Source organism: Aureimonas sp. Leaf324, from assembly GCF_001423245.1.
Classification (GTDB): Bacteria; Pseudomonadota; Alphaproteobacteria; order Rhizobiales; family Rhizobiaceae; genus Aureimonas.
Genome location: NZ_LMOH01000012.1, coordinates 655005 through 679474 on the forward strand (window position 1 = coordinate 655005; position 24470 = coordinate 679474).

At 69.2% G+C, this 24470-nt stretch carries 23 protein-coding genes; 13 read left to right on the plus strand and 10 right to left on the minus strand.

All coding sequences use genetic code 11. The features are described 5' to 3' along the window. The first annotated feature begins 7 nt into the window (after positions 1-7). Genes ASF65_RS10630 through ASF65_RS10660 form a run of 7 tightly spaced genes read left to right on the plus strand, consistent with a single transcriptional unit; the run spans position 8 to position 7248 of the window. On the plus strand, positions 8-994 hold the full coding sequence (locus tag ASF65_RS10630; RefSeq protein ID WP_055888673.1) for an ABC transporter ATP-binding protein: 987 nt from the start codon (positions 8-10) through the stop codon (positions 992-994). Continuing rightward, complete coding sequence (locus ASF65_RS10635; RefSeq protein WP_055888676.1) at positions 991-2007, plus strand: dipeptide ABC transporter ATP-binding protein; 1017 nt, start codon at positions 991-993, stop codon at positions 2005-2007. Before ASF65_RS10630 ends, ASF65_RS10635 begins: the two co-directional genes overlap by 4 nt. After that, a complete protein-coding gene (locus tag ASF65_RS10640) occupies positions 2004-3425 on the plus strand; it encodes an ABC transporter substrate-binding protein (RefSeq protein ID WP_055888677.1) in 1422 nt (473 codons plus the stop codon). The genes ASF65_RS10635 and ASF65_RS10640 overlap by 4 nt, the downstream gene beginning before the upstream one ends. Further along, positions 3418-4881 (plus strand): amidohydrolase family protein, encoded by a 1464-nt coding sequence (locus tag ASF65_RS10645; protein WP_055888679.1) that lies wholly within the window; start codon positions 3418-3420, stop codon positions 4879-4881. The genes ASF65_RS10640 and ASF65_RS10645 overlap by 8 nt, the downstream gene beginning before the upstream one ends. Next, positions 4878-5558, plus strand: a complete 681-nt coding sequence (locus ASF65_RS10650; RefSeq protein ID WP_055888681.1) for an aspartate/glutamate racemase family protein — start codon at positions 4878-4880, stop codon at positions 5556-5558. The genes ASF65_RS10645 and ASF65_RS10650 overlap by 4 nt, the downstream gene beginning before the upstream one ends. Next, entirely contained in the window at positions 5555-6478 is a 924-nt protein-coding gene (locus ASF65_RS10655; protein ID WP_055888683.1) for a dihydrodipicolinate synthase family protein, read from the plus strand. The genes ASF65_RS10650 and ASF65_RS10655 overlap by 4 nt, the downstream gene beginning before the upstream one ends. Then, positions 6478-7248 carry an SDR family oxidoreductase gene (locus ASF65_RS10660; RefSeq protein WP_055888685.1) on the plus strand — a complete coding sequence of 257 codons (771 nt, stop codon included), beginning with the start codon at positions 6478-6480 and terminating at the stop codon, positions 7246-7248. Before ASF65_RS10655 ends, ASF65_RS10660 begins: the two co-directional genes overlap by 1 nt. A gap of 8 nt (positions 7249-7256) precedes the next feature. On the opposite strand, the gene hydA is transcribed toward ASF65_RS10660, so the two are convergent. From hydA to ASF65_RS10685, 5 genes are all read right to left on the minus strand, one after another. Next, positions 7257-8657, minus strand: coding sequence for a dihydropyrimidinase (gene hydA / locus ASF65_RS10665; RefSeq protein WP_055888687.1), 1401 nt, complete (start codon positions 8655-8657; stop codon positions 7257-7259). Then, positions 8654-9871 (minus strand): cysteine desulfurase-like protein, encoded by a 1218-nt coding sequence (locus ASF65_RS10670; RefSeq protein ID WP_055888689.1) that lies wholly within the window; start codon positions 9869-9871, stop codon positions 8654-8656. The genes hydA and ASF65_RS10670 overlap by 4 nt, the downstream gene beginning before the upstream one ends. 47 nt (positions 9872-9918) lie before the next feature. Next, positions 9919-10671, minus strand: coding sequence for an amino acid ABC transporter ATP-binding protein (locus ASF65_RS10675; RefSeq protein ID WP_055888691.1), 753 nt, complete (start codon positions 10669-10671; stop codon positions 9919-9921). Position 10672: 1 nt separating this feature from the next. Continuing rightward, the gene (locus tag ASF65_RS10680; protein ID WP_055888693.1) at positions 10673-11347 is read right to left on the minus strand and encodes an amino acid ABC transporter permease; all 675 of its coding nucleotides are present in this window, start codon (positions 11345-11347) and stop codon (positions 10673-10675) included. Between the two features lie 75 nt (positions 11348-11422). Continuing rightward, positions 11423-12208: a transporter substrate-binding domain-containing protein gene (locus tag ASF65_RS10685; protein WP_055888695.1), complete on the minus strand. Its 786-nt coding sequence runs from the start codon at positions 12206-12208 to the stop codon at positions 11423-11425. Between the two features lie 149 nt (positions 12209-12357). Between ASF65_RS10685 and ASF65_RS10690 the strand changes: the two genes are divergently transcribed. Continuing rightward, positions 12358-12780 carry a nuclear transport factor 2 family protein gene (locus ASF65_RS10690; RefSeq protein ID WP_055888697.1) on the plus strand — a complete coding sequence of 141 codons (423 nt, stop codon included), beginning with the start codon at positions 12358-12360 and terminating at the stop codon, positions 12778-12780. Between the two features lie 5 nt (positions 12781-12785). On the opposite strand, the gene ASF65_RS10695 is transcribed toward ASF65_RS10690, so the two are convergent. Together ASF65_RS10695 and ASF65_RS10700 are read right to left on the minus strand one after the other, a co-directional pair. Then, on the minus strand, positions 12786-13541 hold the full coding sequence (locus ASF65_RS10695) for a GntR family transcriptional regulator (RefSeq protein ID WP_082505396.1): 756 nt from the start codon (positions 13539-13541) through the stop codon (positions 12786-12788). Positions 13542-13686: 145 nt separating this feature from the next. After that, positions 13687-16089: a PAS domain-containing protein gene (locus ASF65_RS10700; RefSeq protein ID WP_244486614.1), complete on the minus strand. Its 2403-nt coding sequence runs from the start codon at positions 16087-16089 to the stop codon at positions 13687-13689. A 474-nt stretch (positions 16090-16563) separates the two neighbouring features. On the opposite strand from ASF65_RS10700, the gene ASF65_RS10705 reads away from it, so the two are divergent. The 5 genes from ASF65_RS10705 to ASF65_RS10725 all read left to right on the plus strand — a co-directional run bounded on the left by ASF65_RS10705 (position 16564) and on the right by ASF65_RS10725 (position 20160). Further along, positions 16564-16797 carry a hypothetical protein gene (locus tag ASF65_RS10705; protein WP_055888701.1) on the plus strand — a complete coding sequence of 78 codons (234 nt, stop codon included), beginning with the start codon at positions 16564-16566 and terminating at the stop codon, positions 16795-16797. A 113-nt stretch (positions 16798-16910) separates the two neighbouring features. Then, the gene (locus ASF65_RS10710; RefSeq protein ID WP_055889133.1) at positions 16911-18413 is read left to right on the plus strand and encodes a PAS domain S-box protein; all 1503 of its coding nucleotides are present in this window, start codon (positions 16911-16913) and stop codon (positions 18411-18413) included. A 190-nt stretch (positions 18414-18603) separates the two neighbouring features. Further along, a complete protein-coding gene (gene aqpZ / locus ASF65_RS10715; RefSeq protein ID WP_055888702.1) occupies positions 18604-19332 on the plus strand; it encodes an aquaporin Z in 729 nt (242 codons plus the stop codon). Positions 19333-19502: 170 nt separating this feature from the next. Then, on the plus strand, positions 19503-19685 hold the full coding sequence (locus ASF65_RS10720; RefSeq protein ID WP_055888704.1) for a hypothetical protein: 183 nt from the start codon (positions 19503-19505) through the stop codon (positions 19683-19685). A 73-nt stretch (positions 19686-19758) separates the two neighbouring features. Next, complete coding sequence (locus ASF65_RS10725) at positions 19759-20160, plus strand: DUF2934 domain-containing protein (protein WP_055888705.1); 402 nt, start codon at positions 19759-19761, stop codon at positions 20158-20160. Between the two features lie 16 nt (positions 20161-20176). Here ASF65_RS10725 and ASF65_RS10730 read toward each other — a convergent pair whose 3' ends face one another. The 3 genes from ASF65_RS10730 to ASF65_RS10740 are packed head-to-tail and all read right to left on the minus strand — an operon-like array spanning position 20177 to position 24338. Next, positions 20177-22444 (minus strand): molybdopterin cofactor-binding domain-containing protein, encoded by a 2268-nt coding sequence (locus tag ASF65_RS10730; protein WP_055888707.1) that lies wholly within the window; start codon positions 22442-22444, stop codon positions 20177-20179. Then, positions 22444-22938 (minus strand): (2Fe-2S)-binding protein, encoded by a 495-nt coding sequence (locus ASF65_RS10735; RefSeq protein WP_055888709.1) that lies wholly within the window; start codon positions 22936-22938, stop codon positions 22444-22446. The genes ASF65_RS10730 and ASF65_RS10735 overlap by 1 nt, the downstream gene beginning before the upstream one ends. Beyond that, positions 22932-24338 carry a cytochrome c gene (locus ASF65_RS10740; RefSeq protein ID WP_055888711.1) on the minus strand — a complete coding sequence of 469 codons (1407 nt, stop codon included), beginning with the start codon at positions 24336-24338 and terminating at the stop codon, positions 22932-22934. Before ASF65_RS10740 ends, ASF65_RS10735 begins: the two co-directional genes overlap by 7 nt. Between the last annotated feature and the right edge of the window lie 132 nt (positions 24339-24470).

Here is a 24470-nt window from a genome sequence, read left to right on the forward strand (position 1 = left end):
GGTGGCCATGCAGTCCCAGCCCCTCCTCGCGGTGCGCGATCTGCGCACCCACTTCCACACGTTCGCCGGCACCGTGAAGGCGGTGAACGGGGTCAGCTTCGACCTTGCGGCCGGCGAGATCATGGGCCTCGTCGGCGAGTCGGGCGGCGGCAAATCCGTCGTCGGCTTCTCCCTTCTCGGCCTCATCGACCCGCCGGGCCGGATCGAGGGCGGCGAGATCCTGTTCCGCGGCGAAGACCTCGCGAAGGCGTCGGAGAAGCGCCTGCGGGAAATCCGCGGGCGCGAGATCGCGATGATCTTCCAGGACCCGATGACCTCGCTGAACCCGGTGCAGACGATCGGCCGGCAGATGGACGAAATGCTGCGCCTCCACACCGATCTCGACAAGGCGGCGCGGCGGGCCCGCTGCATCGAGATGCTGGAGGCCAACGGCATCTCGCGCGCGGCCGAGCGGCTGGACAGCTACCCCCACCAGTTCTCCGGCGGCATGCGCCAGCGCGTGGTGATCGCGATCGCACTGCTCGCCAAGCCGCGCCTCATCATCGCCGACGAGCCGACCACCGCCCTCGACGTGACCATCCAGGCGCAGATCCTGCGCCTCATGCGCCGCGAGATCCGCGACCAGGGTGCCTCGCTGATCCTCGTCACCCACGATCTCGCGGTTGTCGCCGAAATGGTCGACAAGGTCACGGTGCTCTATTGCGGCCGGGTGGTCGAGACCGGCCCGGTCCGCCAGATCCTCGAAGCGCCCGCCCACCCCTATACCCGCGGGCTGATCGATTCGATCCCCGATCCCGATCATCGCCAGCCGCGGCTGCGCCAGATCCCCGGCACCGTGCCCGACGTGCGCCACCTGCCGGACGGCTGCGCCTTTCGTGCCCGCTGCCCGCGCGCGCAGCCGCTGTGCGCAAGCGTCGAGCCTGAGCTCACACCCCAGCCCGGCGGAGGCCTTGCGGCCTGTCACTTTCCCCTGTCGGCCGGAGGCATGGCATGACGGCGATGCTCGAAGTCTCCGGCCTGCGCCAGGAGTTCAGCCTCAACCCCGGCCTTCTCGAGCGCATCAGCCTGAAGGGCGGCCGGGTCCGGCTGGAGGATCGCGTCGTGAAGGCGGTCAACGGCGTCAGCTTCCAGATCGCCAAGGGCGAGGTGCTGGCGCTTGTCGGGGAATCGGGCTGCGGCAAGTCGACCCTCGCCAAGTCCGTGGCGCGCATCTATGAGCCGACCGCGGGCACGATCCGGCTGGACGGCGCCGACATCGCGACCCTGCCTCAGGACGCACTCCTGCCGCATCGCTCCAAGATGCAGATGATCTTCCAGGATCCCTTCGCCTCGCTCAACCCGCGGCAGAAGGTGCGCGACATCGTGGCCGAGCCCTTGCGCGCGCAAGGCTCGCTGCCGCCGCGCGAGGTGACCGAGCGCGTCGCGACGCTCCTGTCCAAGGTCGGGCTCAACGCCGAGCACGCGGGGCGCTACCCGCACCAGTTTTCCGGCGGCCAGCGCCAGCGCATCGGCATCGCGCGGGCGCTCTCGGTCCATCCCGGCCTCATCATCGCCGACGAGCCGGTGTCGGCTCTCGACGTCTCGGTGCAGGCACAGATCCTCAACCTGATGATGGACCTGCGCGACGAGTTCGCGCTCGCCTATCTCTTCATCAGCCACGACCTGTCGGTGGTGCACCACATCGCCGATCGGATCGGCGTCATGTATCTCGGCTTTCTGGTCGAGATCGGTCCGAGAGACGCGCTCTTCCGCAGCCCGCGCCACCCCTATACGCGCGCCCTCCTCTCGGCGGCGCCGAGCATCGACCCGGCGCGCGCGAAGACGGAGATCGCGCTGAAGGGCGAGGTGCCGAGCGCCCTGTCGCTGCCCGAGGGCTGCTGCTTCCGCACCCGGTGCCCGCTCGCCTTCGACCGCTGCAAAACCGAGCGCCCCGCCATGCGCGAGGTCGGCGGCGGCCAGTCCGTCGCCTGCCACCTGACCGACGAGCCGCAAAGGGACCACGCATGACGCCGCCCGTCACCATCCTCCAGCGGCGGGCCGATCTCGTCGATCCGCACGACTGCACCGACGCCGCGGACGACCTGTCGATCCTCTCGGCGATCTGCGAGACGCTCGTCCGTCGCGGCGACGACGGCTTCGTGCCGGGCCTCGCCGAGCGCTGGTCGGTCGAGCCGGATGCCCGGCGCTGGCGCTTCCGGCTCCGCGACGGGGCCATGTTCCACGATGGCGGTCGCTGCGATGCGCAGGCCGTCGCGCAGTCGCTTCACCGCATGGCGCGCGAGGACAAGGGCTACACGCTCGGCGCCCCGGCCGTCTGGCGTCAGTATCTCGGGAATGCCGAGATCGCGGGCGACGGGCTCGACCTCTCGATCGATCTCGCCGAGCCGATGGCCGACCTTCTCGACGTCCTCGTCCAGGGCTTCATCGCCTCGCCGGACTGCCTCCCGACGATGGACGGGGGCGACATCGCGGCCGTCGCCGGAACCGGCCCCTACCGGGTCGAGGCGGTGTCCGGAGGGTCGGTGCGGCTGCAGCCGGCCGCGGATGCGGGCCTGCCGCCGCTCGTGTTTCAGGCGATGCCGGATGCGGAAGCCCGCGCCGCCGCGCTTCGCGACGGCGAGGCCGACGTCGCGACCAATCTCCCCTATGCCGCCGACCTCGGAACCGCGACGACGCGGATCGAGACGCTCAATCCCGTCGCGATCATCTTCCTGATGAACGCCGCACGCGGGGCCCTCAGCGACCCCCGCCTTCGTCGCGCCCTGTCTCTCGCGCTCGACCGCGACGCGCTGGTGCGCGACGTGATGGACGGCGGCGCGACGCCGCTCCACGGTTTCGTCAGCCCTGTCCACTTCGGGGCCGGACACGACGCGGCACCTGCGCGCGATCTGGCGGCCGCATGGGCGCTGCTCGCGCAAGCCGGCCACGGCGAGGGGCTGACGCTCACGGTCTCCTGCCCGACGCGCCTGCCGGACGAGGCGGTCCGGCTGACGGCGGCGCTCGGGGCGCAACTGGCCGCGATCGGCGTCACACTCGACGTCACCTATCACGAGGATCGCGAAGCCTACGCGCATCAGGTGCGGCGCAAGGAGATCGGGGATCTCGCCGTGTTCGATTCCAGCCCGCTCTCGACCTACCGCGTCCTCGTCGAGAAGCTCGACGCGCGCGTCGAGGGGTCCTGGTGGGAGGGCTACCACAACGCGGAGGTCGAAAGCCTGATCGATCGGGGTCGCCGCTCGACGGACGACGCGGAGCGCGCGGCGATCTATCGACAGGCCTATCGCGTCCTTCAGGACGATCCCGCCTGGCTGACGCTCTACAACCCGGTCCGCGTCTCCGGCCTCCGGGGCCGTCATCCCGGCTTCACCTTGCCGAAGGACGCCGTCCTCGACGTCATGCGCCTGCCACAGGTGACCCATGGCTGATCTCGTCGTCTCCGGCGCCTATGTCATCACCATGGACGGCACACGCCGCGTCATTCCCGATGGCGCCGTGGCCATCGCGGCCGGTCGCATCGTCGCGGTCGGGTCTCGCGCCGAGGTCGAGGCCGCCCATCCCGACGCCGCGACGCTCGACGCCTCCGGCAAGGTGATGATGCCGGGCCTCATCGACGTCCACGCCCATGCCGGCCACGGCCTGATCAAGACCATGGGCATGGAGGACGGCGACCGGTGGGAGCGGATCTGCGGCGAGGTCTACACGCAGGCCTCGCCGCCGGAGTTCTGGTACGCCGAGGCGCGGCTGGCCGCGTTGGAGCGGCTGCGCTTCGGCGTCACCTGCGGCGTCTCGCTGCTCGGCGGCGGCGACACGATCATGCGGACGGACGATCCCGCCTACGGCGCAGCCCATTGCGAGGGCGTCAGGGAGATCGGCACGCGCTCGGTGGTGGCCGTCGGCCCGACCCGCGCGCCGCATCCCCGAACCTACGCCACCCGCGATGCAGACGACCGCGCCTTGCCATACCCCGTCTCTTTCGAGCGGCAGATGGACACCTGCCGGACCCTGATCCGGGACTGGCACGGACGCGGAACCCTGAACCTCGCTCTCCTCTACCCCGTCCTGCGCGACGAGCACGAAACCAAGATGGCAGCCGCCGACTATGCGGAGGCCGTGCGCCAGGCGACGATCGTGCGTGCGGCCTCGCGCGAGCACGGTGTCCTCTTCACGCAGGATGGGCACTGGCGCGGCTCGATCCGCCGCGCGGCCGCGCTCGGCCTTCTTGGCCCCGATGCGCTTCTCTCGCACTGCATCGACATCGACGCGGACGAGATCGCCCTCTGCGCCGAGACGGGAACGCGGATCGCCCACAATCCGAGCGCCATCGCCTCGATCCTCGGCCGCTGCCCGGCGATTGAGCTGATGGAGGCCGGGGCGGTCGTCGCGATCGGCTCGGACGCGACGGCGCCCGACCGCTCCGCCGACATGTTCCGCCACGTCCAGCAGGCCATGCACTACCATCGCCGGCACTTCCGCGACCCGAGCGTTCTGCCGCCCGGCAAGGCGCTGGAAATGGTAACGATCGACGCCGCCAAGGCGCTCGGGATGGACGACACGATCGGCTCGCTCGAGGTCGGCAAGGCGGCTGATCTCATCCTGGTCGACATGCAACGCCCGCACCTCTACCCCGTCAACATGGAGCCCTTCCGCGTCGCCTATTTCGCCAACGGCAACGACGTCGACACCGTGCTGGTCGGCGGCGAGGTCCTGCTGCAGGGCGGCCGGCCGGTGCGAACCGACATGGCCGGCGTCCTCGCCGATGCGCAACGCGAGGCCGAGCGCATGATCGCGAGGATCGGTGCCGAAGACATGTTGGGCCTGCCGGACGGCTTCTGGGGCCGGGCGCGCTATCCCAAGCCTGAAGCGGAGGGCGAGCGCCCATGACCATCTTCGTCGTCAACCCGAACTCCAGCGACGTGGTGACGGCGGGCATCGACCGGGCGATGGAGCCGTTGCGCGCCTCCAGCCCCGCGCCGATCGCCGCGATCCAGCTCGACGAGGGGCCGAAAGGCATCGAGACCCAGGCCCATGTCGACGGCGTCGTCGCCCCTCTTCTGAAGCGCGCCGCCGCGCTGGAGGACGAGGCCTCCGCCTTCGTCGTCGCCTGCTTCTCCGACCCCGGCCTCGCGGCGATGCGCGAGCAGAGCCGTCGTCCGGTGCTCGGCATTGCCGAAAGCGCGATCCTCACCGCCATGTCGGTCGGCCAGCGGTTCGGTGTCCTGTCGATCCTGTCGCGCTCGGTGCCCCGGCACATGCGCATGTTCGGCGCGATGGGCGTCATGGACCGGCTCGCCGCCGACCTGCCCCTCGAACTCGGCGTCGCGGACCTCGCCGACGAGGCGCGGACTTTCGGGCGCCTCCAGGAGGTCGGGCGAACTTTGCGCGATGCGCATGGCGCCGACGTCCTGATCCTCGGCTGTGCCGGCATGACCCGCTTCCGGGCCGCGCTGGAAGACGCGCTCGGGCGCCCCGTCATCGAACCCTGCGAGGCCGCAGCCGCCATGGCCATCGGCCGCGTGGCGCTGGCCCGCGCCCAACAGAACCAAGGAGACGACCGGTGATACGATTGAACGAGAGCGCGAAGGGCGTCTACGTCATCGCCGTGACGCCGTTCCAGAGTGACGGGGCGCTCGACCTTGAGAGCACCGATCGGATGGTGGACTTCTACCTCGACTGCGGCGCGACGGGGCTGACCGTCCTCGGCATGATGGGCGAGGCGCAGAAGCTGACGATCGAGGAGTCCCAGACGATCGTCCGGCGCATCCTCGCCCGCGTCGCCGGCCGCGTGCCGGTGGTGGTCGGCGTCTCGGCGGCGGGCTTCGCGCAGATGGCGGCGCTGACGACCATGGTGATGGACGACGGGGCGGCCGGCGTGATGATCGCCCCGCCGGGCGCCCTGCGCACAGACGACCAGATCGTGACCTATTACCATCAGGCCGCCGAGTTCATCGGCGACGTGCCGTTCGTGCTGCAGGATTTCCCGCTCGTCACCAACGTGCAGATGTCCGTGCCGGTGATCCGCCGGATCGTGCGCGATCTCCCGACCTGCGTCTGCCTCAAACACGAGGACTGGCCGGGGCTCGACAAGATCACGGCGCTGCGGGCCGAGGGCTCGCTCGACCGGCGCATCTCGATCCTGTGCGGCAACGGCGGCATGTTCCTGCCCGAGGAGATGGGCCGCGGGGCGGACGGCGCGATGACGGGCTTCGCCTATCCTGAAATGATGGTCGACGTCGTCCGCCACATGAACGCCGGCGAGGTTGAGCGCGCCCACGACCTCTTCGACGCCTACCTTCCGCTCGCCCGCTTCGAGCAGCAGCCGGGCGTCGGGCTGGCGGTGCGCAAATACGTCATGGCCCGCCGCGGCATCATCGCGAGCGCCGCGCTGCGCCGTCCCGGCGGCAACCTTACGCCGCAGACGGTGGCCGACATCGAGCGGCTCATCACGCGGCAGGACAAGCGACTGAAGGAACTGAACTGATGGATCTGGGAATCAAAGGCCGCCGCGCGCTGGTCATGGGCGCGAGCCGGGGCCTTGGCCGCGCGATCGCCGAAGGGCTGCTGGCCGAGGGCGTCGCTGTCACCGCGGTTGCCCGCGATGCGGCGGCGATCGAGACCTGGGGCAGCGGCCGGACGGGCCTGACGGCCGTCTCGGCGGACCTTTCGGACATCGCGGCGATCGATGCCCTGGCCGACCGCCTCCTGGCGGACGGCGGCGTCGATATCCTCGTCAACAATTCCGGCGGCCCGCCGCCCGGTCCGGCGGCGACGATGGCGCGCGCGGACTGGCTCCGCCAGTTCGAGACCATGGCCGCGAACCTCTTCCACCTTTCCGGACGACTGCTGCCGCCGATGCGCGAGCGCGGGTGGGGCCGCATCGTCACGGTGGCGTCGTCGGGCGTCGAACAGCCGATCCCGAACCTTGCCCTGTCCAACGGCATCCGCGCCGCCGTCCTCGGCTGGTCGAAGACGCTGGCGGCCGAAGTGGCGGGCGACGGTGTGACCGTGAACGTCGTGCTTCCCGGCCGGATCGAGACGACGCGGCTCGCCGAACTCGACGCGGCCAACGCGGCGCGCTCCGGATCGAGCGTCGAGGCCGTCCAGAAGGCCTCGATCGCCGCCATCCCCGCCGGGCGCTACGGGCGACCCGAGGAGTTCGCCGCGGCGGTGGTGTTCCTCGCCTCGACGCAGGCGTCCTATGTCACGGGCACCAAGCTGCGCGTCGACGGCGGGGCGACCCGCGCCGTCTGACGCGGTGCTCAGACCTTGGGCAGGGCACGGGCACGGTAGCGCCCGTCGCCCTTCGCCCCGGTCAGTTCGCCGTCCCGCACCATGACCTTACCGCCGAGCACGACCGTGGTCGGCCAGCCCTGGATCTCGATCCCCTCGTAGGGGCTGTAGTCGGCCCCGTCGTGGAGATCGGCATGGCGGATGGTGCGACGCTCGGCAGGGTCCCAGATCGCGATGTCGGCGTCCATGCCGACCGCGATGCGGCCCTTGGTGGATAGGCCGTAGACCTTTGCATGGTTCGTGGCCGTCAGCGCGACGAAGCGCGAAAGGTCGATCCGCCCCTTCATCACCCCTTCCGAGAAGAGGATCGGCAGGCGCGTCTCGACGCCCGGAATGCCGTTCGGGATGTGCCGGAAGCTCGTCTTGCCCTTCGGGTTCAGCTTGCCGGCCGGGTCGTCGTAGCGGAACGGGCAGTGGTCGGAAGAAAAGAGATCGAAGACGCCCGTCTCGATGCCCCGCCAGCAGTCCTCCTGGCTCGCCGCGTCGCGCGGCGGCGGCGAGCAGACGAACTTCGCGCCTTCCCAGTCCATACCCTCAAGATCGTCGGCGGTGAGCATGAGATATTGCGGGCAGGTCTCGCCGATCACCTTGCGCCCACGCGCGCGCGCCGCGCGGATCTCGTCGATCGCCGGACCGTTCGAGACGTGGACGATGACCACCGGCACGTCCACCACCTCGGCGAGCGACAGGGCACGATGCGTCGCCTCGCGCTCGACCACGATCGGCCGCGTCGTGGCGTGCGCGCGCGGCGCGACGTCGCCCTCGGCCTCGTGCCGCCCGATGAGGTAGCGGATCGCGTCCTCGTTCTCGCAGTGGACCATGACGAGGGCCCCGGTGCGCCGGGCGACGTCCATCGTCTCCAGAATCTGCGCATCGTTCAACCGCAGGCCCTCGTAGGTCATGAAGACCTTGAACGAGGTGTAGCCGTCGGCGACCAGCGCCGGCAGTTCCTGACCGAGCACCGACGCGGTTGGGTCCGAGATGATCATGTGGAAGGCGTGGTCGGTGTAGCAGTTGCCCTCCGCGAGGGCATGGTAGGCCGTCAGCGCCTCGCGCAGCGACTGGCCCTTCTCCTGCAGGCAGAAGGGCAGAACCGTGGTGTTGCCGCCGAACAGCGCCGAGCGCGTGCCGCTCTCGAAGTCGTCGGCCATGACGATCCCCTCGCCCGACGGCTGCGAGAGATGAACATGGCTGTCGATGCCGCCCGGCAGCACGAAGCGGCCGGTCGCATCGATCTCCTGCGCGCCCGCCGGAAGCGTCTCGCCGATCTGGACGATCCGCCCGTCGCGAATGCCGACATCGGCGAGGAACGTATCCGAGGCGGTGGCGACCGTGCCACCGCGGATCACGAGGTCGAAGGCAACACTCACAGCGCGGGCTCCAGCGCCGCGATGAGGCGATCGACCTCGGCAAGCGTGTTGTAGTGGACCATCGAGACGCGGACGGTGCCGTCGGTCTTCGTCAGCCCGTGCTCCTCGACGATGCGCTTGGCGTAGAAGTCGCCGTAGCGGATGCCGATCCTGGCCTTGTCCACCGCCTCCACCACCTCGCGCGAGCTTCGCTCGCCCACGGTGAAGGAGACGGTGGAAACGCGGTCCGCGATCGCCGACGAGGTTCGCCCGATCACGCGGACGGAGTTGCGGCTCTGGAGGAAGTCCATCAGGCGTGCCGTCAGCGCCCGTTCCTGCTCGGCGATCGCGGCAAAGCCCGCCTCGATCGCGGCCCGCCCCTCGCCGGCCCCGGCGCGCCGGCCGAGGTCCTCGACATAGTCGACGGCGCCGATCGAGCCCCAGGCGCATTCGTAGTTGATGTTGCCGGGCTCCAGCTTGTGGGGCACGCGGCTCTTGTCGAAGAAGTAGTGGTAGATGTTGTCGAGCGCGAGCAGCTTCTCGCGCTTGCCGAACATCACCGCATGGTGCGGCCCGAACACCTTGTAGACGCTGAAGATGTAGTAGTCGGCGTCGAGCGCCTTCACGTCGATCGCGCGGTGCGGCGCGTAGGCGACGGCATCGACGCAGAGCTCGGCGCCGCCGGCATGGGCGATGTCGGCGATCTCGCGGATCGGGTTGATCGTGCCGAGGATGTTCGACGCGTGGGTGACGCAGACGAGCTTGGTGCGCTCGTTCATCAGCGCCTTCAGGTCCGCAAGGTCGAGCTCGTAGGTCTCCGGATCGCAGCGCCACCAGCGGATCTTGATGCCGCGTGCCTCATGTTTCAGCCAGGGGCCGATATTGGCCTCGTGGTCGGTGTTGGTGAGGATGATCTCGTCGCCGGGCTGGAGGCGTCCCGTCATCGCCTCCGACAGGAACCGGATCAGGATCGTGGTCGAGGCCCCTTCGACGATCTCGCCCGGATCGCAGTTCATGAACCGGGCGAAGGCTTCGCGCGACTGCGAGACGCGGGCCGTCGAGATGCGGCTCGGCTCGTAGCTCGCGCCGGTCTGGACGTTGGTGGTCAAAAGGTAGTCGGACACGCGCTCGGCGACGGTGCGCAGCACCTGGCTGCCGCCGGCGTTGTCCATGAAGGTCCACTCGCCCTGGAGCGCCGGGAACTGGGCGCGGACGAAATCGAGATCGAGGGTCATGCTGCCTGGCCTTGCTGGCGCGTCCACCCCGCGCCTGTCTGGTGGAATCAGTGGTTGAGCACCGCGTCGAGGAAGGCGCGGGCGCGTTCGTTGCGGGTCGAGGAGAAGAACACGTCGGGCGTCGAGACCTCCCGGATCTCGCCGTCCTCCATGAAGACGATGCGGTCGGCGACCTGCCGGGCGAAGCCCATCTCGTGGGTCACGAGGACGAGCGTGACGCCGGAATGGGCCAGCCCCTTGATGACGTCGAGCACCTCGCCGACCATTTCGGGGTCGAGCGCCGAGGTCGGCTCGTCGAAGAGGAGGATGCGCGGCTCCATGGCGAGCGCGCGCGCGATACCGACGCGCTGCTGCTGGCCGCCGGAGAGCTGCGTTGGGAACTTCTCGGCCTGCGCGCCGATGCCGACGCGGGTCAACAGCGTCCTCGCCTTGGCGCGGCTTTCGTCCCAGCTCAGCTTCTTCACCCGCACCGGGCCGAGCGCCACGTTGTCGAGCACCGAGAGGTTCGGGAAGAGGTTGAAGGCCTGGAACACCATGCCGGTCTGCTGGCGGACCTTTAGGAGGTTCCGCCCCCGCTCGACGCGCACGCCACCGACGAACACGTCGCCCGCGTCGTACTCCTCGAGATGGTTGATGCAGCGGATGAGCGTCGACTTGCCCGAGCCCGACGGCCCCAGAAGCACCACGACCTCGCCGGCGGCGACATCGAGATCGACGCCCTTCAGGGCGGTGAAATGGCCGTAGCGCTTCTGGACGCCGCGCATGCGGATGATCGGCTCGGCGGTCGGGGTCGGGGCCATGTCAGCGGGCCTCCCGGCTGGAGTAGCGGGTCTCGAAGCGGGCGACGAGGCGCACCAGCGGCAGGAGCAGGATGAGGTAGAGAAGCGCCGCGCCGATCAGCGGCGTCGGGTTGGCGGCCAGCGCCTGCGCCTGCGTCGCCTGCTTCAGGAGGTCCGGCAGCGCGACCACCGAGGCGAGCGCCGTGTCCTTCATCACATTGATGGAATTGTTGGTCAGCGGCGGGATCACGATCCGCACGGCCTGCGGCAGGATCACGTCGCGCATCACGTCGAAGGCGTTCAGCCCGATCGACTGCGCTGCCTCGAACTGGCCGCGCGGGATCGCCTCGATGCCGGCGCGGTAGATCTCGGCCGTGTAGGCCGCCGAGACCGTCGTCAGCGCGAGGCACGCGGAGGCGAAGGGCGACAGGCGGATGCCGATGAAGGGAAAGGCGTAGTAGACGATCACCAGCCAGACGAGGACGGGCAGCGCCCGGAACACGTCGATATAGGCGATGGACAGCCAGCGGAGCGGTCGCGGGGCATAGAGGCGCACCAGCGCCAGCGCGAGGCCCCCGACGAGCCCGAGGACGATCGAGAGGCCGCCGAGCAGGATCGTGCGCCAGAGCCCCTGGAGGAGCTGTGGCATCGAGCGCCAGAGGACGTCGACGTTGAAGAAGGTTGTGACGATGTCCATGCGGAACCCTGCAAGGGGGTGGGTCAGATGCGGCGCCGGTCGCGCCGCATCCGCAAATCGGTCGGACAGGCCGCCTTAGAGCTTGGGAGCCTCGAGGACCTTCGCCGTCGACGTCGACGCGTCGGGCTTGGAGCCGAACCACTTCTCGTGGATCTTGGCGAGGAAGCCATCGTTCTTCATCTCGGTGATCGCCTTGGTGGCCTCGGCGACGAGGGGCGAGTCCTTGGCGAACATCACCGAATACTGCTCGCCGGTCGGGATGCGCTCGACCACGGCGTATTGCGGCTTGTCCTTGATGTAGTAGGCGACGGCGGGAATGTCGGAGATGTAGCCGTCGATGCGGCCGGCCGCCAGATCGAGCATGGCGGGCGCAAGGCCCTCGAAGCGGCGGATCTCGGAGAGGCCGAGGTCCTTTTCGTGCTGCGTGGCGTAGATGTCGCCGGTGGAACCAGTGTCGACGCCGACGACCTTGCCCTTGAGGCCCGACAGGCCGGTGATCCCGGAGTCCTTCAGGACCGAGAGCGACTGGTCGCTGTCGTAGTAGGGCTGGGCGAAGGAGACCGATTCCAGACGCTTCTTGGTGATGGTGATCGAGGAGATCGCCGCGTCGATGCGGCCGGACTGGACGGCGGAGAACAGGCCGTTGAAGGGAATGTTCTCGAAGGTCACGTCGTCGTAGCCCATCCGCTTGGCCGCCTCGCGGACCAGATCGACCTCGAAGCCGACGGTCTCGGACTTCTCGTCCTGGAACTCCCAGGGCACGTTGCCGATGTTGGCGCCGACGGTCAGCGACTTGGCGCTGGCAGGCCCGGCGAAGGCCAGGAGGGCGGCGGCCAGGGCGGCCAGTTTGAAGCGGGTCATGTCGGCTCCTTCGGGACTGGATCAGGGTTGGGGCATCAGCGCAGGGGCGCAGCGCCGGGCCTTGCGCAAAATTTGTTCAGCGCCCCGCATTGCACTCCACTGGTCAATGGTATGGACTGCATGGAGTTTTGAAAAGAGGAAAAAACGGCATGGATGCGAAATTGCATACAGGTTCGGCAGTCGAGGCCCAGCGCGACGCCGACATGGTGCGCGACTACCTGGAAGCATCCATGATCCCGGACCCGGACCGGGCAGCCACCTACATGGCGCCGGGCTGCGTCATCACCTTCACCGGCGGACGCGTCTTCGATCATCCGAGCGGGCCGATCGCCGTCAACGCCGGGCGCTACCGATGGGTCAAGAAGCGGATGGAACGCTTCGACGTGGCGCCCGGACCGGACGCGACCGTCGTCTATTCGATCGGCAAGCTCTACGGCGAATGGCCGGACGGGACACCGTTCGACGACAACCGCTATGTCGATCGCTTCGAGGTCGTCGACGGGCGGATCACGCGCATGGACGTCTGGAACGACAGCGCCGAGTGGATCCTCGATCCGACGCTGCGTCGCTGAACGTTTCAGCCGTCGGCGGACTGCTTGCGACGTCGGCGCGGCGCGGTCGGCTCGAGCTGAGCATAGGGGGCGAGAATGTCCATGAGGTCGCCGCGCGCCTCCGGCGCCTTCAGGAGCGCGCGCTGTGCCACCTGGTCGAGATGGTGCGCCATCAGCTCGCCCGCTCTCGCCTCGTTGCCGCTTTCCAGCGCCTTCAGCACGTCGCGATGCTCGGACACCGCGCATTCCGAGGAATGCGGGCGGCCGAAGGTCGCGAGCGACAGGCAGGAGCGGTAGGCGGTCTCGCGCACGTAGCGCGACAGGGTCGGTCGTCCCGTCATCTCGGCCAGACGGACGTGGAACTCCGTGGCCAGGCGCAGCGATGCCGCCTCCGAGCCGCCCTTGACCTCCTCCTCGGCGTCGACATGTGCGGAAAGCTCGGCGATCTGGCGCGGCGTCAGCCGCCCGGCGAGGCGCCGCACGACCAGCCGTTCCAGCTCGATGCGGATGTCGAACTCGTCGCGAGCGTCTTCGAAGGAGGGCGTCGCCACGACCGCGATGCGGTTGCGCCGCAGCTCCACCAGCCCTTCGGAGGCGAGCTGTCCGAGCGCGTGGCGCGCCAGCGTCCGGCTGACCCCGAAGCGCTCGCCGAGCTGGTCTTCCGGCAGCTTGTCGCCCGGCGCCAGAGCGCGCTCCAGGATGGCCCGCCGGATGGCGCGGCAGATCACCGACGCGCGGTCACCCGCCAACCCTTCGTCGATCGCAGGGGTCTCACCCGTCACGCGCTGTCCTCATCCTTCGTATTCCGGCCCGAACTAGCACCGCTTTCCCCGCCGGGAAAGGCGAGGATCATAACAACAGCGGGTGATCGAACGGCTACCTCGCATGCAGCATGATGCCTCTTCTGCATACAGGGACGCAAGCGTCCTATCGGGCGAGCAGGCGAAGAAGTTGCGCCGCCAGCTGGGCCTGACTGTAGGGCTTGCCGAGGCGCGGAAGATCGAGGCGCTCGTCCGCCGGCATCTCGGCATTGCCGGTGGCGAGGAGGATCGGCAGGCCGGGATGGCGGTCGAGCGCGGCCCTGGCAAGCTCCGCCCCGTTCATGCGGGGCATCGCGAAATCCGTGATCATCAGGTCGAACGGGCCGTAGCGGGACAGGATGTCGAGCGCTTCGGCGCCGGAAGCCGCCTCCGACACGTCGTGGCCGAGGTCGCGCAGCATGTCCACGGTGCTCATGGAGATCAGCATGTCGTCGTCCACGACGAGGATGCGCGCCGGCGCGGCCTCGCTCGAACCGACGATGATCGGCTCCGGCGCGGCGACCACGATGGGGGCGGCCCCGTCACCTGCGCAAGGAAGCCAGAGTTCGGCGCGCGTGCCCTTTCCCGGCTCGCTGGAAAGCCGCAGCGCTCCGCGAAGCTGGATCGCCAGCCCGTGGATCATCGACAGCCCCAGCCCCGTACCCTTGCCGACACCCTTGGTCGAGAAGAACGGCTCGGTCGCCTTCTTCAGCGTTTCCGCGTCCATTCCCTCGCCCGTGTCGGCGAGGGTCACGCGAATGTAGTCTCCGGGCACCAGATCGCCGTCGCCCGCGGCCCGATCGACCGCAAGCGTCAGCTGCCCGCCGTTCGGCATCGCGTCGCGCGCGTTGACGGCCAGATTCAGGATCGCAAGCTCCAGCTGGTTGGCATCGACCAGCGCGACCGGCGCCTTGTCGGGCAAGGCAAGCTGCAGTTCGATGGCGCTGCCGATCGACTGCTCGAGAAGGTCCACCATGCCCCGGACGAGGTCCGACAGGTCTCGGGGCTCGACCGACAGATCCTGGCGCCGAGCGAAGGCGAGGAGTCGCTGCGTCAGCGCCGCGCCGCGCTGCGCGCCCATCACCGCGCCGTCGATGAGCCGGGCGGTGCGCGGATCGTCGGGCAGGTGCTTGCGCAGGAGTTCGAGATTGCCGAGGACCGCCATCAGCAGGTTGTTGAAATCGTGGGCGACGCCGCCGGTCAGCTGGCCGATCGCTTCCATCTTCTGGCTCTGGCGCAGCGCGTTCTGCGCCTCGACCAGTTCCGCCTCCTGGCGAAGCCGATCGGTCACGTCTGTAACGAACTGGTAGCAGCCGATTAGCGCGCCCTCGGCGTCATGGAGCGGACGGAACTTCACCTCGTAGTACGGCCGCACACGGCTGGGATCACCGAATTTCTCGATGAAGGTGATGGTCTCTCCGGCGAGCCCGCGGCTCCATCCCGCGCGCACCTCGGCCTGCTGCTCCGGGCGGTCGGCGAGGAGCGCCAGCATGTTGTCGCCCGCCTTCGGCTTCATGCCGAACACGCGCTCGAACTCGTCGGCATTGGCCGCGTTCAGCGCGAGGATGTTGTAGTCGAGGTCGACCGCCATCACCATCACGTCGGTGTTCTCGACGATCGCGCCCAGAAGGTTGCGCTCGGCCGTTCGCTCGGCAACCCGTTCCTCAAGCGTCGCGTTCAGCTGGCGCAGCCCTTCTTCGGCAAGCCGTCGATCGTGGATGTCGACCGACGCCCCGAACCAGCGGGTGATCGTGCCGGTGTGCCGGTCGCGATAGGAATGGGCGCGGTCCAGGAACCAGCGGTATTCGCCCGATTTCGAGCGGATGCGATGCTCGGAGAGGTGCGGCTCGTCGCGATCGCGCGCCGTCTGGAACGCCTCCACGACCAGCGGCGCGTCCTCCGGGTGGATGAAGGCGCCGGCGATCTCGCCCGGTGACATCGAGCGAAAACCCGCGCCGGTGTACTCGGAGAACTGGCGGCTGAGGAATTCCATCTGGCCGTTTGCATCTGCGATCCAGATGATCTGCGGAACCGTGTCGACCATCAGGCGGAACTCGGCCTCGCTGTCCTTCAAAGTCGTCTCGGCCGTGTCCCGCTGCCGCTCCGCCAGAACACGGTCGGTTGTATCCGTCACGACGCAGAGGACGCCGGCCGACGCGTCGCCCTCGTCCGCGACCGGGGAACAGCTGAGATCGACGAAGATTTGCTGCGTCTCGCCATCGCGCGGAAACGTCAGTTCCCGCGCCTGCTCCTCGAACGTCCCACCGGCCAGAACAGCGGTCATCGTCTCCACGTCGAGGCCGAACGCATCGAACCGGCCATCACGGGCGCTCTCGCCGAAGAGACCGGGATGACGATCGCCGGCCAGCACCGAAAACGCATCGTTGTAGAGTGCCCGCCCCTCCGGCCCCCAGAAGAGCACCATAGGAACGGGCGAGCGCAGCACGATCGACAGCGAGGCGCGCAGGAGCGAGGTCCACGCGGCATCGTCGGCCAGCTCCGTCCCGCGCCAGTCGTGCGAGGCGATCAAGGTTCCGCATGCGCCGCCACCCCTGGCGAGCTGTTGCAGAAAGACCTTTTCGACGGCAGCAGGCAAAAACAGATCCTCGTCCCGGCACGGAATCACCCGAGCCTCCAGGTTCCTGTCTAGGATCTCCCGCAGGGTCCGTCATGATCAAGCTGCATCAGTTGCCCGCGCAAGCGGCCGGAATTCGTCGCTTTTCCATCGGAAACTGCGCCCGGATGCCCCTCCCGAACATATCTCGGCGCGGCGGCCGATGTCGGACGCAGCGCCCAGCCCGTTCGATCCCGCGGCCCAGATCGCGCCGACTGCATCAGTCGGCCTGATGCGGTCGGCTCTAGCGCGGGGATGGCTCGAGTCTACCTGAGAGCCACGGTCGGCGCACGGTGCGACGGCCGTCAGCGACCGGATCGACGCCCGACCGTGGGCCAATCGTCCGGCAAGCGTCCGGCGGAAAGCGGACGCCCACGGAGATCGAGACCCATGACATCCATTCCCTCGCCCGAACGCAAGGAAGCGGTGAACGCCGGAGCCATGGCGGCGAGGGACGGCGTCCATCGAAGCGAGAACCCGCACCCGGTCGACAGCGAGACCTGGAGCAACTGGATGGACGGCTTCGATCACCAGACCGCGTGGCTCCAGAACGGGCGCGGCGTCTACGATCCGTTCGCGGCAAACGTTTCGTCGCCGCTCGAAGGCTCCCTGCCCGCCGATTGATGGCGCCGGCGCGCCACCCAAGCCCTTGCCCGAGCGGCCCCGTCGCACAACCTTTTCCCGTCGACGCAACGTCGAACGCGACCCGGCTGCCTGCCCCCGAGATGGAACGCTTCATGAGTCCCCCCTCCAGCGGACAACGTATCGAACGCCAGCAGCTGCAGCAGATCATCGCCGGCCTGACCGAGGGCGTCATCCTGATCGATCCCGATCAGACGATCGCCTGGGCGAACACGGCGGCCCTCTCGATGCACGGGGCGCGCGAGTTGGCCGATCTCGGGCGGACCGTGGACGAGTATCGCGAGCGCTTCCAGCTGCGCTACCGCAACCATCATCGTCTCGACGACGGCACTTATCCGGCGGATCGCGTGGTGGCGGGCGAGCTCTTCACCGACGTCATGGTCGAGGTCGCGCGCCACGGCGAGACGGAACCCGAATGGGTCCACCGCGTGCGCAGCCTTGTCCTCAACGACGCCAACGGCGACCCGGACTGCCTCGTCCTGATCGTCACCGACGCCACGGACGAGATGCAGGCGATCGAGCGCTTCGAGCGCGCCTTCAACGCCAATCCCGCCCCCGCCCTGATCTGCCGCGTCAGCGACCTTCGGTTCATCCGCGTGAACCAGGGCTTCCTCGACATGACGGGCTACACGCGCGAGGCCATCGTCGGGCGCTCGGTCTACGATCTCGACGTGATGGCCGGCGCGGAGCGGCGCGAGCTCGGCAAGGCGCGCCTGTCGGAATGGGCGACGGTGCCGCAGATGGAGGCGTCGCTGCCGCTGCCGGAAGGCGAGACCAAGCTCGTCATCGTCGCCGGACAGCCGATCGAGATCGGGGACGAGCGCTGCATGCTCTTCACCTTCGCCGACCTCGAGCCGCGCCGGAAGGCCGAGACGGCACTGCGCAACAGCGAGGAGAAGTTCGCCAAGACGTTCCGCCTCGCGCCCGTGCCGATGAAGGTCTGCACCATCGACGGCTTCCGCATCATCGACGTCAACGAGGCCTTCCTCAAGGAGACCGGCTGGGCGATCGAGGAGGTCGTCGGGCGCAGCGCCGCCGAGATCGAGTTGTGGGACACGGCGACGACGCGACGGCGCATGGAGAGCGAGCTCGTCGAGACCGGCGGCTTCCGCGGCTACGAGGCCAAGCTCAAGAAGAAGGACGGCTCGACCGCCGACTGCCTCGTCTCGGCCGAGACGATCCGCATCGGCGGCGAGACCTGCGTCCTCGACGTGTTCCAGGACATCACCGCCCGCAAGACGTCCGAACTCGAGCTGGTCCGGGCCATCGAGGAGGCGCTCGCCGACACGTCCTGGCTCAGCCGGAGCGTGATGGAAAAGCTTGCCGACATGCGCTCGCCGCAGCCCGACGGCGCTCGACGCCCGAGCGGCGCCGACCTCACCGAAAAGGAACGGCAGGTGCTCGGGCTGATCTCCCAGGGGCTCGACGACGGCGAGATCGCCAAGCTCCTCTTCCTGTCGCGCAACACAGTGCGGAACCATGTCCAGCGCATCTATGCCAAGACCGGCGTCCACCGCCGGGGCGAGGCGATCGTCTGGGCGCGCGAGCGCGGGATCGTCGGATCCCAGCCGCCGGCCAAGAGACCGCGAAAGACCTGATCGCCAAAGATCGTTTTGCGCGCAATAAAGTTATGTCTGCATCAGTCGAACTGGTGCAGCTGCGACTTATTTGGGTGGCTAATCTCCTAGCTTCGACGGGGATTGAACGCGGCAGCGGCCGAAGACCGGCCTGCCGTCGATACCATGGCCCCACACTGCCCGCGGGCAGGTCAGAGACAGGATGGCATTCATGTTCAGAAAGCTCGCCGCCGAAGCTTTCGGCACCTTCTGGCTGGTCTTCGGAGGGTGCGGAAGCGCCGTTCTCGCCGCAAGCTTCCCGGAGCTCGGCATCGGTTTCACCGGCGTCGCGCTGGCCTTCGGCCTGACGGTTCTCACCATGGCCTACACCGTCGGCGGCATCTCCGGCGGCCATTTCAACCCGGCGGTCTCGCTCGGCCTCGCCATCTCGGGCCGCTTCTCGTGGAACCAGCTCGGCCCCTACTGGCTGGCGCAGGTGATCGGCGGCATTCTCGGCGCCGCGGTCCTCTACGCGATCGCCACCGGCAAGGCCGACTTCACGGCCGGCGCCTTCGCGTCCAACGGCTACGGCGCGAACTCGCCGGGCGGCTACGGCCTCGGGTCGGCCTTCCTGATCGAGTTCGTCCTCACCGCCGGCTTCCTCGTCATCATCCTCGGATCGACGGCCACCGCCGCGTCCGGCAGCTTCGCGCCGATCGCGATCGGCCTCGGCCTGACGCTCATCCACCTCATCTCGATCCCGGTCACCAACACGTCGGTCAACCCGGCGCGTTCGCTGGCCGTCGCGTTCTTCGCCGAGACCGGCGCGCTCGGGCAGGTCTGGCTGTTCTGGGTCGCGCCGCTGGCCGGCGCCGTAGCGGGTGCCCTGATCTGGCGACACATCCTGTCGCCGGGCGAATCGACGCGCGGCATCGGCGCCGACGACCAGCGCGCGCCCTGAGGCGGGCTGCATAACCGGGAAAGCGCGGATGCAGGCGGTCACCAAGGTCGCCTGCATCAGCCGCCCTGATGCCCGGGACACTTGGGTGCGAGGGTCCGTCCCTCCATGTTGAAACCACGGGCGGCTTCGCTGGGCGACGCCGCCCCCAGCCCGAAGCAGAGGAGAACGGGATGGGAGAGAAGATCGATCAGGCGGCCAAGAAGGCAGCGCTCGGATCCGTCAAGGAGGCGCTCGGCAAGGTGATCGGCAACGAGCGTGTCGAGGCCGAGGGCGCCGCCGAGAAGGCGGCCGGAAAGGCGGAAGGGCGCAAGAAGGACACCTCGTCCGTCGACGGAAAGTCCGGCCACTCGTGATCCCCCCTCGACCGATGCCCGCGTCGCGCCGTTTGGGGCGACTGGCGTGCTCCTTCCATGGGGTGGACCCATCATGCTGAAGCTCTTTCGCAAGGATGGTGACATCGTCACCCTCTGCGCCGTTCCGGACACCGCCGACCTGCCGGACTTTCTGTCGGGCGACGGGTGGGCGGACGCGGGCCGGACCGCGGACATCGCGGAGCAGTTGCCAGAGCCCGACCGGGCGACTCATCGCGCGGTGCTCTCCGAAACCGGCTTCTACCTTTTTTCGCCCGCGCAGACTGTCGACCTGGAGGACGACAGCCACGTCGACCTCGAACCGCTCGTCAAGGAGCGGGCCTATTTCCTGTGGGAAGCGGCCGGCTGTCCGCTCGGACGCGAGCACGAGTTCTGGGCCGCCGCCTCGCGCGAGATCGAAGCCGACGTCCGGGCGCGCCTCGATCGCCGACACGCCGGGCGGCACATCGCGCGATGACCCCTCACGCGGCGTCTCAGACGCCGACGGCCGCGCGGATGCGCTCGCGCGTCAGCGGCAGGTCGTGGATCCGGGTGCCGATCGCGCGGGCGATCCCGTTGGCGAGTGCCGCCCCGCCCGGCCCCTGGCTGCATTCACCGGCCCCGAGGAACGGATCGCCGGGACGCGGGATCACCTCGACGTCGATCGAGGCCGGCAGCGCATCGAAACGCAGGATCGGATAGGTCGACCAGTCCACCGAGGTGACGCGGGTCCGGTCGAAGGTGACCGCCTCGTAGAGCGTCCAGCTCGCCGACTGGACGATGCCGCCCTGCACCTGGTTGGCGATGCCGTCGGGATTGACGATCTCGCCCGCGTCCACCGCCGTCGAGGCGCGCACCATGCGCACGCGCCCGGTGTCGGGCTCGACCATCACCTCCATCGCCACGGCGCAATAGGCCGCAAGGTTCTTGTATCGGGCGAAGGCGAAGCCGTAGCCGTGATGGGCGGGCGCGGTCTGGCCGGCCTTCCAGCCGAACATGGCCGCCGTGCGCTCGATCACCGCGCGGGCCCGCTCGTCCTGCATGTGGCGCAGGCGATACTCGACGGGATCGGCGCCCGCCTTCAACGCGAGTTCGTCCATCGCGTTCTCGATGGAGAAGACGTTCATGTAGGCGCCGAGGCCCCGTAGCGCCGAGACCCGCAGCGGCATCTCCTCGATGAAGTGCCAGACGACGTCGCGGTTGGGAAAGGCGTAGAGCGGGTTGGAGTTGCGGTCGCCGTTGCCCTCCGGCGTGATGCGGACGGTCGGGATCGTCGGCGCGAACGGGCGGTCGAGATGCTGCGCAGGCAGGAGGGCCCCAGCCCCGCCCGGCCGCGCGTTGTGGGTGTTGCTCCAGACCTCGTAGGTCCAGTCCTGGATCGTGCCAGAGGCATCCGTGCCGGCGCGAACCCGCGTCACCATGCCCGGCGAGAACGGCTCCCAGGCATGCTCCTGCTCGCGCATCCACTGGAGGCGCACCGGGCGGCCCGGCAGCGCCTGCGCCAGAAGCGCGGCATCGGCCGCCGCGTCGTCCGCGCCGTTATGGCCGTAGCAACCCGACCCTTCGACATGGATGCAGCGCACCGCCTCGACGCCGACGCCCAGCATCTCGGAGATCGCCTCCTGGTCGGGATAGACGCCCTGGGTGTGCGTCCAGACCGTCGTCACGCCGTCCCGGAGGACGGCCAGCGCGCAGGACGGGCCGATCGAGGCGTGCAACTGATAGGGCCGTGTGAAGCGGGCCTCGAACGGCGTGAGACCCGGCGTGCCCGTCCGCCCCTCCTCGGCGACCTGTCCGTCGGTGAACGGGCGGGACAGGATATGGTCGGCGAGCTGCGACGCGTCCGGCAGGTCCTCGCGCTCTTCCCAGCGGGCGAGCGTCGAGAGCGTCCACATCGCCTTGATCGCCTGCCATTCGCGATCCGCAAGGACGCCGAGGAACGAGCCGTTGCGCACGACCTTGAGCACGCCCGGCATCGCCTCGACCGGCGCGGTGTCGACGGAGACGAGACGCGCGCGCGGGCTCGGCGGGCGCACGACACGCCCGTGCACCATGCCGTCGGGCCGCATGTCCTGCACATAGGCGGGCGCGCCGGTGACCTTGCCGGGAATGTCGATCCGCGCGCGCGGCCGGCCCATCTCGCGAAACTCGGCCGCGGGCTTCAGCACCGCATCCGGACCGGCGCGTCCCTTGATGAGGTCGCCGGACACCAGCTCACCGTAGGAGACGCGGCGCCCGTCCGAAGCGACGACGGCTCCGGCCTCCGCCTGCACAGCGTCGGGCGCCACGCCCCAACGCCGCGCCGCCTCGCCCTTCAGGATCTCGCGCACCTGCGCGCCGACATGCCGGATCGCCCGGCCGCTGTCCTGCACGGAGTGACTGCCGGCAGTGAAACCCTCGTTCGGGCTCTCGCTCGTGTCAGGTCCGACCAGGGACAGGCTCTCGAACGGCATCTCGAGCTCTTCCGCCGCGATCTGGAGGAGCGCGGTGCGAATGCCCTGCCCGAGTTCGGCCTTGCCGGTGAAGACGGTGGCGCGCCCGTCGGCGTCGATCCGCAGCCAGGATTCAAGGTTCGGATTGGTCTTGAGGCTGCCCGGCAGGTCCGGCGCGGCTTCCTCGACGGCCTGGAAGTTCTGCGTCTCGCTGCCCGGCGAGGTCGCCCCTTGCGCGAGGGCCCCGCGCATCGAGAAGGCCAGCACCAGCGAGCCGGTGCCCAGAAGCACGCTGCGGCGGGTCAGCGCGTGGGGATCGTGGCGGGTCATCAGCCGGCCCTCGCACCGGTGGTTCCGACGCCTGCGGTGCGCATGCTTTCCGCCGCCCGCCGGATCGCGGCGAGGATGCGCATATGCGTGCCGCAGCGGCAGAGGTTCGGCTCCATGTGGGCGCGGATCGCCTCGTCGGAGGCCTCCGGGTTGCGCTCCAGAAGCGCCTGCGCGCGCATCATCATGCCGGGAATGCAGTAGCCGCACTGCGCGGCCTGCTCGGCGATGAAGGCCGCCTGCATGGGTCCCGGCGCCCCGATCGTGCCGAGCCCCTCGACCGTCGTGACCGACTTGCCCTCCATCACGACGAGCGGGGTGACGCAGGACAGGACCGCCTCGCCGCCGACCATCACCGTACAGGCGCCGCACTGGCCGAGGCCGCAGCCGTATTTCGCGCCGTGCAGCCCGAGTTCGTCGCGCAGGACGTAGAGCAGCGGCGTGTCGGGATCGGCCTCGACCTCGTGCTGCGTGCCGTTCACGGTGAGGCTTACCATGTGGGCTCCCGCTTGGAAGGATTGGCCGGGGCGGCGGAACCGGTGTCGAGCGAGCGCTGGCCGTTCTCGGCCCCGCGCGCCCGCGCCTCGGCGATGAGGTCGGCCGGGTCGTCCCACGGCGGCTTGTCGCTGTAGGTGCGGCGCATGTAGGCGAGGAGATCGGCGATCTGGCCGTCGTCGAGGGCGCCGGCATAGCCCGGCATGATCGGTCCGCGCTCGCCTTCCGGCGCCGGGATGCCGTTGAGGACGACGTTGATCGGATTGGCCGGTGTCGGACCGGAGATCGCGGTGGAATGGTCGAGGCGCAGGCCGCCGTAGGGCAGTGGGCGCCCGGCGTCGTGGCAGGTCGAGCAGGCGGCGGCATAGATCGCGGCGCCCCGGTCGGATGGGTCGTGCGCGACCGGCACGCTCTGGCTGCCGGCCGACGGGACCACGGCGCCCGGCGAATGGGTCGTCGCCTCGGCCGTCAGAGCCTCGGCGCGCTGCCGCCGCTCGGGCGACGGCTCACCCATCAACGAGACGATGTAGGTCGCGATGGCGCGGGACTCGGCCTCGGGCAGCGTGCCGAGATTGGCGTTCACCGGCGCCATCGGCCCGCGTGCCACGCCGTGCCGGGCCTCCCAGCCCTTGTGCAGGTAGTGGGTCAGGCTGTCGACGTCCCACGGGATCGGCGCGGGAGAGGCTCCATTCAGGGCGTAGGCCGTCCAGCCTTCGGACTCGCCGCCCGCCAGATGGTCGTCGCCGCGCTTCTCGGCGCCCAGAAGGTTGCGCGGCGAATGGCAGGCGCTGCAATGGCCGAGGCCCTCGGCGAGATAGGCGCCGCGGTTCCACACGTCGTCCTCTGCGGGATCGGCTTCGAACGTGCCCTCGCGGAAGAACAGGAGCTTCCAGCCGGCCAGCACCAGGCGCACGTTGAGCGGGAATGGGAGTTCGTTCGGCGGCGGTTCGGCGATCACCGGCTCGCGCGTCATCAGGTAGGCGTAGAGCGCGCGGTTGTCGGCGTCCGAGACCCGCGTGAAATGGTCGTAGGGAAAGGCGGGATAGAGGTGCCGCCCCTCCCGGTCGACGCCCTCGCGCATCGAGCGCGTGAAGGCCGCCTCGCTCCAGCGGCCGATCCCGGTCTCGGGGTCCGGGGTGATGTTGGTCGCATAGATCGTGCCGAAGGGCGTCGGCAGCGGCAGTCCGCCTGCGAAAGGCTTGCCGCCCGGCGCGGTGTGGCAGACCACGCAGTTTCCGACCGCCGCCAAGTCCGCCCCCTGTTTCACCAGCGCGGGCTCGAACCCTTCTCTCGAGGCGCTTTCGACGGGGGCGATCTCGCTTTCCCACGCATAGGCCGTGAAGCCGACCGCGCCGACGACGATGATGGCAAGGAGGCCGAGGCCGGCGTGGCGCAGTTTCATCGGCGGCTCGATTTCAGGCACCGCCAGATTGGAAGCGCTACAAACGATCAGCTAGCGGGATGCCGCTCCCCTCCAAGGCCCGGCCGCGACAGACTGCGTGTGCGGCCATTCAATAAAAGGAGAAAGCGGCCG